General features: G+C 58.6%; 13 protein-coding genes. 4 read left to right on the top strand and 9 right to left on the bottom strand.

Going from position 1 to position 16,082, the window contains the following annotated elements:
• Positions 1–35: 35 nt before the first annotated feature.
• The 3 genes from V8P77_RS01445 to V8P77_RS01455 all read left to right on the top strand — a co-directional run bounded on the left by V8P77_RS01445 (position 36) and on the right by V8P77_RS01455 (position 2,300).
• Complete coding sequence (locus tag V8P77_RS01445; protein ID WP_335910325.1) at positions 36–1,244, top strand: YcaO-like family protein; 1,209 nt, start codon at positions 36–38, stop codon at positions 1,242–1,244.
• Positions 1,241–1,948: a TfuA-like protein gene (locus V8P77_RS01450; RefSeq protein WP_335910326.1), complete on the top strand. Its 708-nt coding sequence runs from the start codon at positions 1,241–1,243 to the stop codon at positions 1,946–1,948. The genes V8P77_RS01445 and V8P77_RS01450 overlap by 4 nt, the downstream gene beginning before the upstream one ends.
• A gap of 103 nt (positions 1,949–2,051) precedes the next feature.
• On the top strand, positions 2,052–2,300 hold the full coding sequence (locus tag V8P77_RS01455; protein ID WP_003542090.1) for a hypothetical protein: 249 nt from the start codon (positions 2,052–2,054) through the stop codon (positions 2,298–2,300).
• A 381-nt stretch (positions 2,301–2,681) separates the two neighbouring features.
• Here the strand turns inward: V8P77_RS01455 and V8P77_RS01460 are convergent, their stop codons facing one another.
• The 8 genes from V8P77_RS01460 to V8P77_RS01495 form a co-directional block, all read right to left on the bottom strand.
• Complete coding sequence (locus V8P77_RS01460) at positions 2,682–2,888, bottom strand: hypothetical protein (protein ID WP_003542083.1); 207 nt, start codon at positions 2,886–2,888, stop codon at positions 2,682–2,684.
• A 1,306-nt stretch (positions 2,889–4,194) separates the two neighbouring features.
• The gene (locus tag V8P77_RS01465) at positions 4,195–5,319 is read right to left on the bottom strand and encodes a glycosyltransferase family 2 protein (protein ID WP_335910327.1); all 1,125 of its coding nucleotides are present in this window, start codon (positions 5,317–5,319) and stop codon (positions 4,195–4,197) included.
• Entirely contained in the window at positions 5,316–7,070 is a 1,755-nt protein-coding gene (locus tag V8P77_RS01470; RefSeq protein WP_335910328.1) for an ABC transporter ATP-binding protein, read from the bottom strand. Before V8P77_RS01470 ends, V8P77_RS01465 begins: the two co-directional genes overlap by 4 nt.
• Positions 7,063–8,136, bottom strand: a complete 1,074-nt coding sequence (locus V8P77_RS01475) for a glycosyltransferase family 2 protein (RefSeq protein WP_335910329.1) — start codon at positions 8,134–8,136, stop codon at positions 7,063–7,065. The genes V8P77_RS01470 and V8P77_RS01475 overlap by 8 nt, the downstream gene beginning before the upstream one ends.
• Entirely contained in the window at positions 8,133–11,135 is a 3,003-nt protein-coding gene (locus V8P77_RS01480) for a trifunctional glycosyltransferase/class I SAM-dependent methyltransferase/polysaccharide deacetylase (RefSeq protein ID WP_335910330.1), read from the bottom strand. Before V8P77_RS01480 ends, V8P77_RS01475 begins: the two co-directional genes overlap by 4 nt.
• Positions 11,129–12,349, bottom strand: coding sequence for a glycosyltransferase family 2 protein (locus V8P77_RS01485; protein WP_335910331.1), 1,221 nt, complete (start codon positions 12,347–12,349; stop codon positions 11,129–11,131). Before V8P77_RS01485 ends, V8P77_RS01480 begins: the two co-directional genes overlap by 7 nt.
• Positions 12,350–12,380: 31 nt before the next feature.
• On the bottom strand, positions 12,381–13,334 hold the full coding sequence (locus V8P77_RS01490; protein WP_335910332.1) for an NAD-dependent epimerase/dehydratase family protein: 954 nt from the start codon (positions 13,332–13,334) through the stop codon (positions 12,381–12,383).
• Positions 13,335–13,438: 104 nt separating this feature from the next.
• Positions 13,439–13,759, bottom strand: a complete 321-nt coding sequence (locus V8P77_RS01495; protein WP_335910716.1) for a hypothetical protein — start codon at positions 13,757–13,759, stop codon at positions 13,439–13,441.
• Between the two features lie 431 nt (positions 13,760–14,190).
• On the opposite strand from V8P77_RS01495, the gene V8P77_RS01505 reads away from it, so the two are divergent.
• Entirely contained in the window at positions 14,191–14,352 is a 162-nt protein-coding gene (locus tag V8P77_RS01505; protein ID WP_335910717.1) for a hypothetical protein, read from the top strand.
• A gap of 2 nt (positions 14,353–14,354) precedes the next feature.
• Here the strand turns inward: V8P77_RS01505 and V8P77_RS01510 are convergent, their stop codons facing one another.
• On the bottom strand, positions 14,355–15,725 hold the full coding sequence (locus V8P77_RS01510; protein WP_335910333.1) for a peptidoglycan L,D-endopeptidase MepK: 1,371 nt from the start codon (positions 15,723–15,725) through the stop codon (positions 14,355–14,357).
• Positions 15,726–16,082: the final 357 nt, after the last annotated feature.

Consider the following 16,082-nt stretch of genomic DNA (forward strand, 5'->3'; position numbering starts at 1 on the left):
TTCTGACGCACCGGTCCATATATTCCGACAGGGTCATGTCGCCGCGGGAAACCCTTTCCCGCGTCGAACCTCTTTTGGCCGGGTTCGGCATCACCAGGGTTGCGCGACATACCGGACTGGATGACATCGGAATCCCCGTCTGGTGCGCATACGCCCCGAATTCCCGCTCGATCGTGATTGCTCAGGGAAAGGGCCTGACCGATCTCGATGCCAAAGTATCCACCGTCATGGAAGCCCTCGAACGGGCGGTCGCCGGCGAACCGTCCGTCGATCTCGTCCATGGCAGCTCTTCTCGTCTGCAGGCAATGGGGCACAAGACCGACACGCTGAACTGCCTGATCGCTGTCCACAAACCCGATCTCGGAACCGACGAGCAGACGGAATGGGTTGTCGGCGTCAATATCCTCACTGGCGACGAGGTTTATATCCCCTTTGAAGCGGTGGTGCTCGACCGCACACGTGACGCGCGATACTGGATGTCGTCCGACGGCCTGGCCTCGGGAAACAATGACGAGGAGGCGATCTTTCACGGCGTCCTGGAGCGTATCGAGCGTGACGCCCATGTGTTGTGGCAGGTGGGCGCGGAAGCCGATCGTTATGCCGGCTGCACCGATCCCCGCGGCTTTCAGGACGGCGCCCTGGACGGGTTGATCGACAAGATCGAAACATCGGGGTTGGCGCTCAGGCTCTTCGATATCACCAGCGACATCGGGATCCCCTGTTTCACCGCCATGCTGGGTCCTGGGGATCTCCTTCTAAGCCCTCGGGATCTTCACGGCGCCGGGGATATTAGGCTTGGGGACACTCGCCTCGTCGAGGTGACCGGCGGTACCGGGGCTCATCCGTCTCCCGTGCGCGCGGTCATTCGGGCGGTGACGGAAGCCGTGCAATCCCGGCTGACCTATATCAGCGGAGCCAGGGACGATATTTCTCCGGCAAGTTTCTCACGATGCCTGCCGCCGCTGATGCGGCGGGCCTTCGATGCCGTTGCCGCACCGCCCGCTGCCACTATCGGCGGTGACGGGATGTCAGGACACAGGCAACAGGATCTGGCGCAATTGCTGCAGCATGTGCTCGACGCGCTCAGAAACAGGCGGATCGCTTCGGTGATCGCCGTGCGCCTCAGCAAGGACACGCTTCCGTTCAGTGTTGTCAAGATTGTCATTCCCGAGCTCGAAAATCCGGAGGGCGCGCGCGCCCGGCAGTTTGGAACGAGGGCGCTTGCCAGGGCGATAGGGTTTTGAAGCTCATTTTCGCAGGTCCCAGTCTTCCCGATGCGGCGTCGCTTGCCGGCGAGGGGATACGCGTCCTGCCGCCTGCCACGCAAGGTGATGTCCTGGCGGCGGTGGAGCAGGGCGCCAATGTCATCGGCCTGATCGACGGTGGCTTCGAATATGCCGCACCGGTCTGGCACAAGGAAATTCTCCATGCTCTGTCGCTGGGCGTCGCGGTTTTCGGGGCGGCAAGCATGGGCGCGTTGCGCGCTGCCGAATGCCATCCGTTCGGCATGATCGGAATCGGCCGCATTTTCGAAGACTATCGCACCGGCCGGCTGGTCGACGATGCCGCCGTCGCGCTCACGCACGCACCGAGCGCGCTGGGCAGCCAGCCGCTGACGGTACCGCTCGTCAACATCAGCGCAACGCTCGATGCGATGGAGGATCGCGGACTGCTGGAAGGTCGGTTGCGCCAACAGCTCGAAGATGCCGCAAGCGCGATATTCTTCAAGAGGCGAACGTGGCGGGCTGTCGTCGAGCAGTGTGCAGGGCTGGCCCAGCCGGATCGGGCGGATCTGCTGGCGGCAATTCTGTCGAATGCCATCGATCAAAAACGCATCGATGCCTTGACGTTGCTGAAAGCCGTGCAGGGCGCCCGCGACATTCGCTCGGGTGCCGATCTGCCCTGGAAACTGCATGACACCTCATTCCGGACACGCTCAGCATTGTGAATCGAAGACGACAATAGTCACCGAGGGTTGTGTCACGCTTTTTTCACGGGCTGGATCATCTCCACACGCGTATCATTTCTTCAATTCATTGGAGAAATGGGGCATGGGCGTGACATCGGTTGTCAAGATAGATGCAGACCAAGGGGCGGAAGACGGTCTGGAAGAACTCGTCGCGTTGGCGCGGATGATCGCCTATGCGCGACAGGTGGCTCAGGATGTCAAACTGCCGTTCGCGACGAATTGCCTCGACCTTGCGCTCGAGGCCGTGAAGCAGGAGGTCGGGGAGGGCTTGACCAGGGAATTGGCCGAATTGAGCTCCCCGGTTCCGCAAGTGAGCGTGAGAAGTCATTAGTACGGCGCGTCCGATAGGACGCGCCGAGAACGCTCCATCACTTCAATCCCGCGATAACCCCGAAAATCAGCTTCGATTTTCGGGGTTATGCGTGTGGTTGCGCGCAGCCGCGCAGTCGTCAATCGAACGGAGCCGTTTTCAATCGCAGTGAGATAACGCGCTGAAACGGACGCCCGGTGTGGGCTGCTTCGGCGCTTCGGGTCAATTGTAGGTTAGGGAAGCCCGGCTCGTTTCCGGCCGCTGGCGCTTTATTCAGAAGCTGTTCGACATCCGAGCGAGGGGCAAGCGGCTTCGCTGACGTTGCCTCCGGGCAGGGAGGCGGCGCGATTTCGCACTCGATGTCTTCTGCACGACCAGCCGATTAACGACCGACCCTTCATCTTAATGGGTCAGGTTGCGCTTCTGGGCCAGCAACAGAATGTAATCGTCGGCAATGTCTGCGATGGCCATTGCAACTTCCGCCGGATCGCATCCCTCGACCTTCGTATTTGCAATGAACTGATAGACCGCCTTTTCGATCTGCTTCCGGCAGATCATCACGCGCTCATCGTAACCAAATTCCGGAATCTGCGATGCTATATCACTCATCAGGTCGGCTCCCTCACTACTTACAGTGACCATGACACAAATTATAAGTTGAGCAAGCAAATGCTTTATGAAGGGTTAATTCGTTGGCGAGGTGCGACCATTTCGACACAGGTCCGGATGTGAGACAGGCCATTGGCGTGTTGAATCAGGACTGAACAACTTCGCCAAAGCATATCGGTTGTTTCGTATCGGGAGGCTCCTCAAAGAGGACAGGCATGTCCTACGCCGCGGGTTTTGCGTCGATATTTCTATTGGCGAGTACAGGCTTATATGCCGACCTTCGAAATGACAGACCGAATGCTGTTGGCTGAATCAAATCGGTACAGGTCGCAGGGAGTTTAGAAATATCTTTATTTATCTATATATTAGGCTTTCATCCGGCAGTCTTGAATCGCGTCAGCAACTTTTTCCCGCGCAACCATCCCAGGATTGTTGGGCCATCGGCTGTGACAACCTCACCAATGATGAAGGCAGTTGCCGGGTCGTTGAGGGCCAGGGGCGGGAAGTGGCGGTCGGTAGATCTTCTGTTCCCGCGTCGAAGGTAATGCCGATGTTTAGGCACAATAAGTTGGTATCGATAATTGAGTGTAGTAAGTAAAATTTTATCAAAAGGTAAAATTATGAATTGCAAATAATGGTTGTATTCAAAAATCAGTTATAAGATTACTAAGTTTCCATATCCTAATAATCGTAGGATGTGTTCTTCTTTGATGCGGTATCGATACTTATAAAATTCTATCGGATAATAATTTCGACTTAATGACGATCTTTCTGTCTCTGCAATTTCATTGTGGATCCGAAAGCATCCCCAAGATGAATTGAAGTGTCGGGCGAAATATTGACAAAAAAGAACCAGAACTTTGATCTTCACTTGTCGATGATGGAGGATTTTCTGATCAAACCGATCTCAACAGCATAATATCGTCATCCGAAGTAAGATCTATTTATGCTGAGTAGAGATAATCGCGATCGTATTTTGTGGTAACCCGCCGAGAAGCAAAGTTGAGGACCCGTCGGGGTGGGTGACGGGTCCTCGGGCAGGAATGCTTGCACAGTGCGTATGTATTATTACAGTTAAAATCGGTATTGTCGAAGATTATTATTGGGGTGATTGCTTTTCTCATAACTTGTTCGATTTTTTGCTAATTACTATTCTGCTAAACTATCAAGGTTTGTAATGCAAAGTAACGAGGTAGTCGCTACGCCGATTGAAGTGATGGGTTGTTAAACCTTTAGCTGTTTCAGCGGCCGAGCAAAAAACTGCCATCAGCGCTGGTGCCACCGACAGACGTGTAGCCGACAGGCATCAAGCCTCCTGCGACGAGGTCGCCGCAGAGCATTCGCCGGAGCGATCGATCTCCGACAAGCGGCTGAGCAACGCCTTCGTTCTAAAGCGAGACCAACCGCCGACCAATGGGAGAAGCGGATCTATCTCTTCGAATTTCCTGAGATTCTTTTGCCTTTGTTCTCTAGCTGGCCAGATTTTCGATAGCGCCCTGCGTGTGGTTCTCTTGGCTTTTGAAAGGATCAATTTAGCGAGGGTGCCGGAAGCAAGCATTGGGCTATGATGATAAATGTGTTTGAGCGAGGTCGCGGCGCTGTTCCAATCTTTCAAAGCCGCAAATTTTGAAAATGCATAAAGATGGGCCGACGCGCGGGCGCAACTAACGACCAAAGTAGGAAGCTGTGGATTGCGGGCGATACATTGCTCGGTCACCGCCAGAAGCGATCGCGCCATCCGCGACATGTCTGAAGACATGGCTGCTGAATGGATACGATAACCCACCAGACCCAACGGTACCGTCTCGATCTTGAAATGCTCAGCGGTACGAAGTTCGAAATCGAAATCCTCGCAACCTCCAATTCCCTTGCTGACATAGCTTGGATCGTAGCCGCCGATCTTGCCAACGACGGCACGGCGGATCATGAAGCCGCTGCCATTGCCGACGAAGCGGAATACGAGATGACGGGTGAGAATAGAGTCCCGAGCGTTAAGCGACGAGCCGGATCTTGTGCAAAATCCCTCGGGGTCGATGATACGGTGAAGAGAGTAGACCGCGCCCCAGGTGTTCGGCAAAGGCTGGAGAGCTGAAAGCATTCTTTCGATATAGGTCGGATGCCATAGGTCGTCCGCATCGAGGAAGGCGATGTAGCTGGACTTCGATGCCTCTATCCCGGTATTGCGGGCTGCGGCGACTCCGCGGTTTTCTGTCGACAAAATCCGGATCCTTGGATCACTCGCGGCGAAACGGCGACAAATCGAGGCTGTGTCGTCCGTCGAGCCGTCGTCGACGACGACGATCTCCAGCGCCTTGTGGGTCTGGTCGATGACGGACTGGAGCGTCTGGGCAAGGTAGTCTCTGGCGTTATAGGCGGGGATCACGACGGCCACCCGAATCCCGGACATCGTTGACATATCCATCTCCGTCACCCGAGCTTCGACGTGGGAGCGGAGGGGCGGAGATCGATCCGATTCTTCATCAGCCTGGCCACAGCGGGTCGATGGCTAACGACGATGAGCGTTCTGCCGGCGTCTTCTTTCATCGCCGAAAACACCCGCATCTCGGTCTCTTCGTCGAGCGCGCTCGTCGCTTCGTCCAACAGCAGGATCTGAGGCCGGCCGGCGAGCGCGCGCGCCAGGCCTATGCGCTGCCTTTGTCCGCCCGAAAGCCGGATCGCCTCGTCGCCCAGCCATTCATCGAAGCCATACGGCAGATCGTTGATGAACTCCGTTGCGCAGGCCACATCGGCCGCCCAGCGGATATCCTGCTCCGAGATATCGCGACGAAACCGGATGTTGTCGAGGACTGTGCCCTCCATCAGTTCTACGTCCTGACCCGACACGGAGAGCAGTTTCAGCCAACTGGAACGGTCGATGGCTGCGAGGTCCCTGCCGTCAATGGTGATCATGCCTTGGGTCGGCGGGTTGAGATCGAGAATCATGTTGAGGATTGTGGTTTTGCCGGAGCCGCTCGGCCCCGTCAGAGCCGTCGTTTCGCCCGCCCTGATCGAAAAGCTGAGATCGTGAACCGCCGGTGCGTTCGCCCGCTCATAGATGAACGAGACCTCGTGGAAGACGATCGCCTCCGCCAGGCGGGTGACTTTCTCCCCTTGCGCGGTCTGCTTGATGTCATCCTTCTCTGCAAGCAGCGCCAGGACGTTCTGCAGCGACGCTTCCATCTCGTAAAGGCTCAGGATCTGGGAGTCGAATCCCTTGATATGTGGCTGAAGCCTGTAAAGAAGGATCGTCGCCGAGAGCGCCGCCTTGAAATCCACCGGCAGGAATTCCGAGGATAGAATGATCGTCAGGATGACCCCGAAGGTCAGGATTTCGCTGAGAAGCGAGGTCGTCGCCCCCATCCAGTCCGAACGGCGCCAAGTCTGGCCGACGTCGCTGGAAAGCGCCCCGAAGAGTTGCTGGTGGCGCTTCTCCAGGCCGAAGCTTTTGACGGCCTTCAAAGTCTGCAGCGTCGTCCAGCTCAGCTGGGTCAGGGCTTCCACCGCAGCCAGCGCCGATGCGCCGAGACGGCGGTAGGCGCCGGCGAAGAGGCCGAGTGCAAAATTATGGATGAAACCGAAGGCGAGGGCGAGCAGGGCGATCGGCCAGGCCATCACCAGCATGCCGATGCCGAAGATCACGATCGTGCCGAAATTGACCCCCAGCCGCACCAGGCTGGAATGGGCCGAGGAGACCGCGTAAACTTCGGTGGCGATGACGTTGATCAGGTCGCTGCGCTCATAGTCCTGAAAGCGCTGGAAGGGCATGGTCAAGATCTTGCCGTAGAGGCGATCTCGCATGCGATCGCTGATCTGGTGGTTGACCGCGCTGGCAATGAGCGAATTGGCGCATCCGAGCAGAATCCGGAACAGGATGGAGCCGATGAGGATGCCGATCATGACAGGCTTGGAAAGACTGAGATCGATGCCGCCGAAAAACGAAGGAAGCCATGCAACAGCCGAGCCGGAAACGGGAGCCTGCTGCCCGAGAAGAAAGACCAGGCTGACCAGAAAGGTAATGCCGACCATTTCCGAGAAGCCGGTGAGAATGCCGAGGATGATCATCACCGTCATCTTGAGCCGCAAAGCCGGCACCAGTTGCCGAAGCTCGCGAAACCGGGCGGCGACGACCAGGTTATAGGCGCGTCCCGGCTTCGAGGAGGCGGGTTTCCGAAACCTATTCATGGCCGGCCACCTGCGATGATATCGGGCTCACCGCCTGCCCGGCAGGCATGAATCGATCGCTGAATGCTGTTCCGGCTTGCGGAATGGTCGCTCCCGCAAAGCGGGTCCTCGGGCGAGGCGAAGGTTTTTTGAGGAGGCGCTTTGCTATCTGGATGCCGTGGCGTTTTACCTGGCGCCAGCTCTGCCGCATGCCATGGATGATGAGCTTAGCGGGGTATTTCGCCATCATCGGCGCCAGTTTCTTGACCTGGACATAGTCGCGATCGGCAAGCGCCTTGTTGAAATACCAGTGCGTCGTGTTGAACTGGGCCGTCCGGATGTCGCTCATCAGTCCCGGATACCGGGCGATGATCGGGGCCATCACCAGGGCGTGGGATTTCAGCATCCGATAGGCGTTGCTGGACATGTTTCCCCTGGTGAAGCGATAGCCGGTGAGGAAATCGGGAACAAGCGCAAAGGGCAGCGTTTCGGCCAGGGCGAGGTAAAGTTTCAAGTCTTCGCAGCCCTCGGCGCCGTTGTCGCGAAGGCCTGCGTCATAGCCGCCGCAGCGAAGCAGCTCGGCTCGCGGCATCAGCGGCGTGCTGCCATTGCCGATGAAGTTTTCCCGCAACAGAGGTTCGAAGATGTTCCCCTCGTGCATGACGGGGCGGGAATGGCCGAAAATAACACCGTTCTCGTCGATCGCTGCGTACCAGTTGTAGGCGACCCCATGTCCGTCGGGCAATTTCCGCACGGCCTGAAGTTGCAGCTCGATTTTCTCGGGATGCCATATGTCGTCGGCATCGACCGGGGCGATATAGAGGCCGCGCGCCTCCCTGATGCCGTGGTTGCGAGCGCGCGCAACGCCACCATTTTCCTGGCGCAGGACACGGACACGGCGATCGCTCCGGCCATAGTCCTGCGCGAGATCGAAGGTCCCGTCCCGGGATCCGTCGTCGACCACCAGTATTTCGAGTTTGTCGTAAGACTGTTTGGAAACGCTGGTCAGCGTTTCCAAAAGCGTCTTCTCGGCGTTGTAAGCCGGTATGACGACGGAGATCAGAGGGGCCGCTGATTTGGTTGTCATCCGATGAATTCTCCCGGCAGGCCGATCAGTTCAGGAAAGGCTTCCAAGGGACGATCGCCGCGGACCTCGAGGCGCGGCAGGGCGAAAAGACTATCGGAAAAATTGGCCGTCGCCGGCCGCGTGGTAAACCCGATGCCGTAGCCCGCCAGCGCCAGAATGCCCGGGACCCGGAAGTCCGTCGCGCCATAGGGCAGCGCAATCGCCTCCACCGTGGCGTCCAGGCGGCTCTGCAGCGCATGGCGCGACAGCATGGCTTCGGCCAGCAGGGTTTCGTTGTCCATCGCACTGGCCGGTGTGTGGGATGCGAGGTGGGAGCCGAAGCTGATGCCTTTTTGGTGCAGCGCCTGGATATCCGGCCACGACATCAGCGCAGCAGGCTCTCCATGGGCCGAATCCCAGTCGGACCGGCCGCCGACCTTGTCGGTCACGACAAAAACGTCGGCGCTGAGATCATTCTCGGCCAGGATCGGATAGGCGTTGGTACTGAAATCCAGGTAGGCGTCGTCGAAGGTCAGCATAACCGGCCGGCCCTGGATCGGCCTGCCGCTGCGGAAAAGATTTGTCAGCGTCGGCGCCGTCACCGCGTAATAGCCGTGGCGGCGAAGGAACTGCATCTGCTTGCGGAAGATCTCCGTCGGCGTGCGGAAGCGGCGCAGTGCGGCCGGTCCATCCTCGGCGATCCTGTGATACATGAGAATGGGAACCGAGTTCGTCACCTCCGTCGTCCACGCCGCCTGGCGCGACACGCCGGCCGGTCCGCGGACGACGTGCTTTGCCACATCGACATCCATTGGCGTTCCATGCGGCTCGACCCGCAGCACAGGATCGGTCACGGCGGCCTTTCGGAACCGGTGGATCGCGTAAAGCTCGGTGTCGATCGTCTCCTCAAGAGCGAGCCTGGCCTCTTCGATCAGGACCTGTTTGATCGTTGCGACGCCGAAAGGATGGCCCCAATCGAAACCGGTACGGCCGGGTTCGTCGTGGCGGATATGGGCATGGGCGGTGATCAGACAGCCACCGGGCTTCAGCGCCGCCGCCATTTTCCGGCAGGCTGCGGCAAGCATCTCCTCGTCCTTCATGTAATAGAGGACTTCGGAGCAGATAATGAGATCCTGCTCGGGCGGAAGATCTTGTCTGACGAAATCGAGAACGCGGAGCTCGACATTGTCATGGCCGCGGCACCGTTCGATCGCCCGGGCGATCGCGCGCTGGGAAATATCGGTGGCCGTCAGATGGCCGACCTTTTGCGCCAGCTTCTCGGTGAAGATTCCCTCGGCGCAGGCGAGCTCGAGAGTTTTGTCGATCCCCGGCGGGATGAGGCTCAATGTCTGCGCATATTTGACCTGCTCGTAAACCGAGAGGTAGTTCCATGGATCCGGGCGTTCGAAGATATGTTGCCAATAGTCTTCTTCGGAATGAACGGCGGAAGCCCGCTTGTCTTTCTCCGGCTTGATGCCGGCGGCATGCCGGACGGACGGCGACAGGCCGCGTCTGATGTCGCGCAGGATGGCAGACAGCCGGGCGTCGTTATCCTGCTTGTCGCTTGGCGCAGAGGCAAGGAGGGCCTCGCGCCCGACATGCGCCAAAAGCCGTTCGAGACGTCCTCGCCGCCGGCCGCTACGGATGATGAGGCCGCCGAACGCTCGGTAGCCGCGCAGTGCCTCCCTTGTCCAGGAACCGGCATAGGCGAGCGTGCGCGGCGTCTGTAGATGCTCTTCGGCCTGCATCTCCTGCATGATCAGCCGGATCTGCGCCCGGATCGAAAGATCGCCCCAGAACAGCCCGACGAAAGAGCCGACATGCTCGTCGGCTGAGAAGGCGTGCATGACGAGCGTATCTGCCTGTTTGCCTTTAGGGATCCTGGCAAGCCTGCCAAGCTCGACACTGACCACCTGGAGGTTGCCGAGTGTGAAGGAGCGCAAAAGATTTCCGGCGGTCAGCTGCCAGCCGATGGTTTCGATGATCTTGCGCCCGGTGCCAGGGAAGGAATGTCGCTCGATCACGCGGATTAGCGAAAGGAAAGTCGGCTGCCATTTGGCGAGGGCATCGATGAGCTCGTCGTTCCCGTCGGCGAGCAGCCCCGTCCGCAGCCCATGCAGGATCACTTCGACAAGAAAGCCCTCCTGTCCGGCGAGGTCGGGGATCTCAGGCAGCAAGGCCGCAAGGGTTGCGACATCAGGCGCCGGATCGAGCCTGGCGCAGGCGGCCCAGGCGAGCATGCGCAACTGGCTGAGAGCCGGCGTCATCCATCCGGTCTCCGGCCCTTCGGTCGACACTTCTTCCTGCATCCGCAGTGCTTCCGCCTTGGTCGTGACGCGGACGGCGTCACGCACCAGCTTGAGCGGGTCGCCGGAGAGCGAGCCCGCCTTCATGCGGTAGAAAGCCAGGCATTGCTCGACACGGCGAAATTCGGCGCCTGCAAAGGCCATGCGCAGCCAGAGCTCCCACTCCTCGCCGGTCTGCAAGGTCTCGTCCATGCCTCCCAGCCGCTCGAAAAGGCTTTTGGGAAAGACGACCGTATGGATGGCAAGGGCGCAGAAGGAGGAGAACTCGCGCTTGGCGGCGTCGCCCGCCAGGGCGGGGGGCTGCTCCACCCGCATCAGCCTGCCATCCGGGGCAACCCGGCGGAAGGCGCAATAGGCGATAACTGCTGAAGATGAATCCTCTGCCACCGGCTGCATGCTGTCGATGAAGGTCGGATCCAGCCAGTCATCGGCATCCAGCATGCATAGCAGGGGTGCGGCTGCCAGTCTTGCGGCGTGGTTTCGTGCCGCCGCGGCGCCGGCATTCGGCTGACGGGCGGGGAGAATGCGGCTGTCCGTTTTTGCGATGGCCTCGAGAACCTCCCAGGTGCGGTCGGTCGAACCGTCATCGACCACGACAGCCTGCCAGTTCGATCGCGTCTGCTGCTGCAGGCTGGCAAGACATTCGGCAAGCGTATCGGCTGCATTATAGGCGGGGATGAGGAATGAAATGTCAGGCGTCGCGGCGATCACCATGCGGGCCTCTTCCATCGCCGCAGAACGTATAGAGCGCCGTTTACGCTTCCGAGCATTTCCTGCTTCAAGAAGAAGTCATGCGACGTCGCGCCTTTGCGCAGGCGTTTGCGGATCCGTCCGACATAATATCTAGGAAAGGAGATGAGGATGCGCCTGAGGTTGCCGCCGTTTCCGGTATTCTGATACTGGACGAGCAGCGCCGCTATATGGCCGCTCATATATTGGTAGATCTGTTTGGCGAGGCCTTTCATATCCTTGCGATGAAAGTGCCAGGATACGGCTGTCGGCTCGTAGCGGCAGACATGGCCATGATGGAGGAGTCGGTTCCAGTATTCGGAATCGCCTGAGCATCCGGCAGCGCCCATATCCAGGCGGACATCGAAGAGGCCGATCTCCTCGAAGACCTTGCGGCGGAAGGCCTGACTTGCGCCGGCTCCGATCGTCCAGACCGGAGCGCCGTAACGCCTGTGTAGGCCATAGAAATCCTGATCGAAATCCTGCCGCAGATAGCCCCTGCCAAAGCTCCAATGCTTCTCGAAGATAAATTGTGCGGGCGTTGCAAGTTCTCCGGGAAGAACCAATCCGGTTACGCAGGCGATCTCCGGCAGATCGAACCCCTTCATCAGGTTCTCCAGCCACCGCTCGTGGAGGACGACGTCATCATCCGTAAACGCGACGAATTCGGTTCTCGCCGCACGAACTGCCGCATTGCGCGCATAATCCAGCCCGACCCGGTCTTCGCGGACATAGGTTGCGCCCGATTCCTCCACCACACGACGTGTCGCATCACCGGAGGAGGCATTATCGACCACGATGATCTCGATGGGGCTGAGCGACTGTTTGGGGATCGAAGCCAGGCACCGGCGTAGTTCCTCCGGCCGGTCCTTGGTGCAAATCAGAATGCTGACGTCGGGGTTGCGCACCGGCGTTTGCGCGACATGACGCGCATGCTCGAGGGTCTCGGGCCGCACGATACGATCGGCGAGTGCCGCCGCCGTCTCGGGCCTTTCGATATAGGTCTGTCCGACGGGAAGACCATCCGACAGAAAGACCACGAGCCCATCGGAGATCGGGGGCGAAACGGCATCGAGACGAGAGGAGGCGAGATCGAGATAGTGAATCGGTACGGGAAAACTCATATCCTTCAGATCGGACGGAATTGCTTCTCGCATCATCACTCTCTCAATCGCACCGTGAACATACGCCGCGTGCATCCAAGACGCGAGTCTCGAAAGCCGACATGGTTTATTCCGCGGCGTGCCTCATTTGGTCCCTGAACCAGTCGAGAGTCATCGCCACGCCCTGTTCGTAGGTGATCTTGCATGACCACTCGGGCATGACATAGTGCGCATTGGTCAAGTCCGGCCGTCTGTTCGTGGGGTCCTGCGGAGGTGACGGTTCGAAGATGATCGGCACGTTGCCGACAAGTCTGGAGACATATTGCGCGACTTCGAGAACCGAAATCTCGCGATCATTGCCGACGTTCAGGGGTCCCTTGTAATCGGTTTCATTCATCCAGAAATATCGCGCGAAACCATCGACGACGTCATCGACATAGCCCCAGCTGCGAGACTGAAGGCCGTCGCCGAACACGGTAATCGGGCGGCCCGAGAGCGCCTGGGTGATGAAGTTGGAGACCGCGCGGCCATCGTCGGAACGTGTCCGCGGGCCATAGATGTTGAAGGGACGAACGATCTTGACGTCGAGCCCCTGGGTGCGCTGCATCTCGAACAGCAGCGACTCCGTGCATCGTTTGCTCTCGTCGTAGGACGATCGCGGTCCCGTGCAGTCGACCTGGCCTTTGTAGGATTCTGGCTGCGGCGACACCAGAGGATCGCCATAGACTTCGGAAGAAGAGGTGAAACCGAAACGTCCGCCCTTCTTCAGCAAGTCGAGCAACCGGAATGCCCCGAGAAGATTGGCGGAGATCGTCCTCTTCGGCTCCTTCATGTACCACGGCGGCGATGCGGGGGATGCAAGGTGATAGATTTCGTCGAATTTCTCCGAAGTCTGCAGCGTCTCGACGTCGGATTTCACGAAGTGGAAACGGGGGTCCCTGATGTGCGCGATATTTTCGAAAAGCCCGGTCCAGAGGTTGTCAACAACGACCAGCTTCTGAATGTCCGTCCTCAGCAAAAGTCGATCACACAAGTGGGATCCGATGAAGCCAGCCCCGCCAGAAATCAATACGCTTTTCATTGCATTGCGCCTCGTGACTTGAGAAATGTACCTGTTTATTAGCATCACCTGTAATGCACGACAATTATTTAGAATGGTTCTAAAAAAATACTCGCTTATTAATGTTAATTATTAAATTTGCCTACTTTAAGGTGATACGTGTCGCTGCCGATGCCGCGCTCGATGACGAGCGACCGCGCCGGACCGGATGATACAGATGAGCGTTGCGCGATCATCACGACCTGCCCTATCTCGACTATCCGTGCCATGAGAAGGCCGCCCCCATCTGCGGGTACGATCGAAGGAATCCGCATGGTTTCGAGAACCTCTCCGACGCGTTCCGGATCCAGAGCTGAGGTTGCTCGAAAAGCATGTCGCTCGGCGGCAACGGGGATCCTTGATGTGTGGTATATTTTCGAAAGGTCCGGTGTAAAGATTGTCAACAACAACCGGTTTCCGGACATCACTTCCTAAGTAGAAGTCGGTCACAGGCGATCCAATGAAGCCGGCTCTGCCAGAAATTGATACGCTTCTCACATCAACGCGCCTCGTTACTTTAAGATATATTATTGTTATTACAGCGATCGAACATTTAGTATGGGCACGAAGTCCGGGGTTGAATCGGACTTTGGTCTGAATTTCCTGCGCGCGGAAACGGTCGTCGTCGTCGTTCGAAAATCCAAACTATGGCGCCTGCGCGTCTTCTCAAGCGCCTGGACAACGTTTTAACACATTGGATCTACCTCATTTTTCCCGAGCATAGATTCCGATTTTCGGGCCGATGCGCGCGCATCGGCCATAAAGTGTGGCAATTGTTTAGGAGGTCCAAAAAAAAGCTAGTCGGCCACAGTGCGGTCCTCCATTCCTACGCAGATACATGGAATGTCACACCTTCGTGGTGCCGCTCGGCTGTTGCTGGTGGCCGCACAGGCTTCTGGCACTGGGCGGCGACGCCTGGTTTCTCGGGACTGCCAGCCCGGTTCTCACCATGGTCGTTCTGGCGGTTTCGACCGGCTTCGTGCTGCGCATCAAGGATTGAGGTCAGCCCTCCGGGGACGACGCAAGCCGGTTGGCATCGAACTGGGCGGCGACCGGAATGATATCCTCACCGGAGGTCGCGACATTCGCCTGACGATGAACCGTGCGCGGGGAAACGCGAGGCGCGCTCAATTCCATCATCTCGCCAGGAGAATGCAGCGCCCATTTCATCAGCGCCGTTTCGGACGTCGATCCGAGGAAATTTGCTTCTTCCCAGGAAGCGGTCATGGGCAGGGAGGCGATCATATTCGTGCCCTGCTTGGAGGCCTGGTGTGCAGCAAGGCGGGGTTCGAAGCGGGCGTAGGCCGGCAATGCCGGCGCCGGCTTATCCGGAAGGACATCAATTGGGCCGATCGACGCAGTCTCTATTTTGTCATCCAGGCCCGCGTCGTGCTTGAGGGCGGGCGGGCGCATCGCCGGTATCGGAATCGGGAAAGATGAAAGATCCGGAGCGGACCGTTTGTCATCGCGCGGGGCGGCGCCGGTCTGGAGTGCCAGCGCATTCAATGCCCGGCTTTTCGGCGTGGGCAGAAGCGCCGTCACGAGTTTATTGTCTGTGGTATCGCCGCTCGACCTGGTCGACGCGCTCACGTCTTCGTCTTCTCCCGCGGTGCTGGCGATCTGGATCGAGGCAGTGCTGCCCCGCTTCCTGTGGTTCGCAACCGCCTGATTGTATCCCGGCAGCGGCCGGCCATCGGCCGGCAGATGCATCGTCTGCCCATTCGGGAATATGCGAGCGAGTTCCTGCCGGGACATGCGGGGCCAGGCCCTGACGTTGCCGACGTCGAGATGCACGAAGGGCGACCCCGAGGTCGGATAATATCCGACACCGCCGACCTGCATCTGCATTGCCAGCGCACGCAGCGTCGAAAGCTTCACGCCGGGAACGTAGAAATCCATCGCCTTGCCCAGCATGTGCTGGCTCTTTTTGGCGACGCCCGTGCTGCGCGAACGGTTGCGGAGCATGTTGTTGGTGCTGGGCGAACGATAGGCGGAGACGATGTGGATGTAGTCCTTGCCGCCGCTGCGCTTGTATACTTCCCAGACCAGGTCGAGCAGCCGGGGATCCATCCGGGTCGGCTCGTTCCTTCGCCAGTCGCGCAGAAACCGATTGATCTGGGCGAGGCCCTTTGGATCGAACTTTCCGTCCCGCTTATAGGTAATCGTGGCCCTCTCGCCCGTATGGGTAAAAAACAACTTCAGGGCACGATCTTCCGCCGAGGCAAATGATGCAGAGCCGACAAGTGCCGGCAGCGCAAACAGAGCCGGCAGAATGGTCTTGGCGACAAACCGTTCCGCACGCGACAGGAGCGTGGCAAGTCCGCCCAAGGCTCCGCCCGATAATCCTTGCACTGGATACTTCAACACGAACAATTCCGTCCTACATCAAACACTCGATGACGTGCGGGAATCTCCGCATCCCTCACGCTCAGTAAAGCCAGCTTATGGTCAACAAATTGCTAACAAGGGGATGAGGAAGCTCGGTGAAGTGAGGATGTGGGTCATCTGAGGTGCGATATAGCCTTGCCAACGAGTTTGAGTGCATGGGGATTGCCGAAGTGCATCGGCTGAAGTGGAGCGGCCGCCGGTCGTACCCGCGGGGAGTTGGCATAAGCGCGACCCGGCCGATCGAATCTCCGGCGCCCGTGCGTCCAGCCCAATTCATTTCCGAAGCCTCAGCAGCGCAACAGTCGCGAAGATCGCCACCAAGGCAACAATGGCAAACTGCCC

It is taken from the genome of Rhizobium aouanii (genome assembly GCF_037002925.1).
GTDB classification, from domain to species: Bacteria; Pseudomonadota; Alphaproteobacteria; order Rhizobiales; family Rhizobiaceae; genus Rhizobium; species Rhizobium aouanii.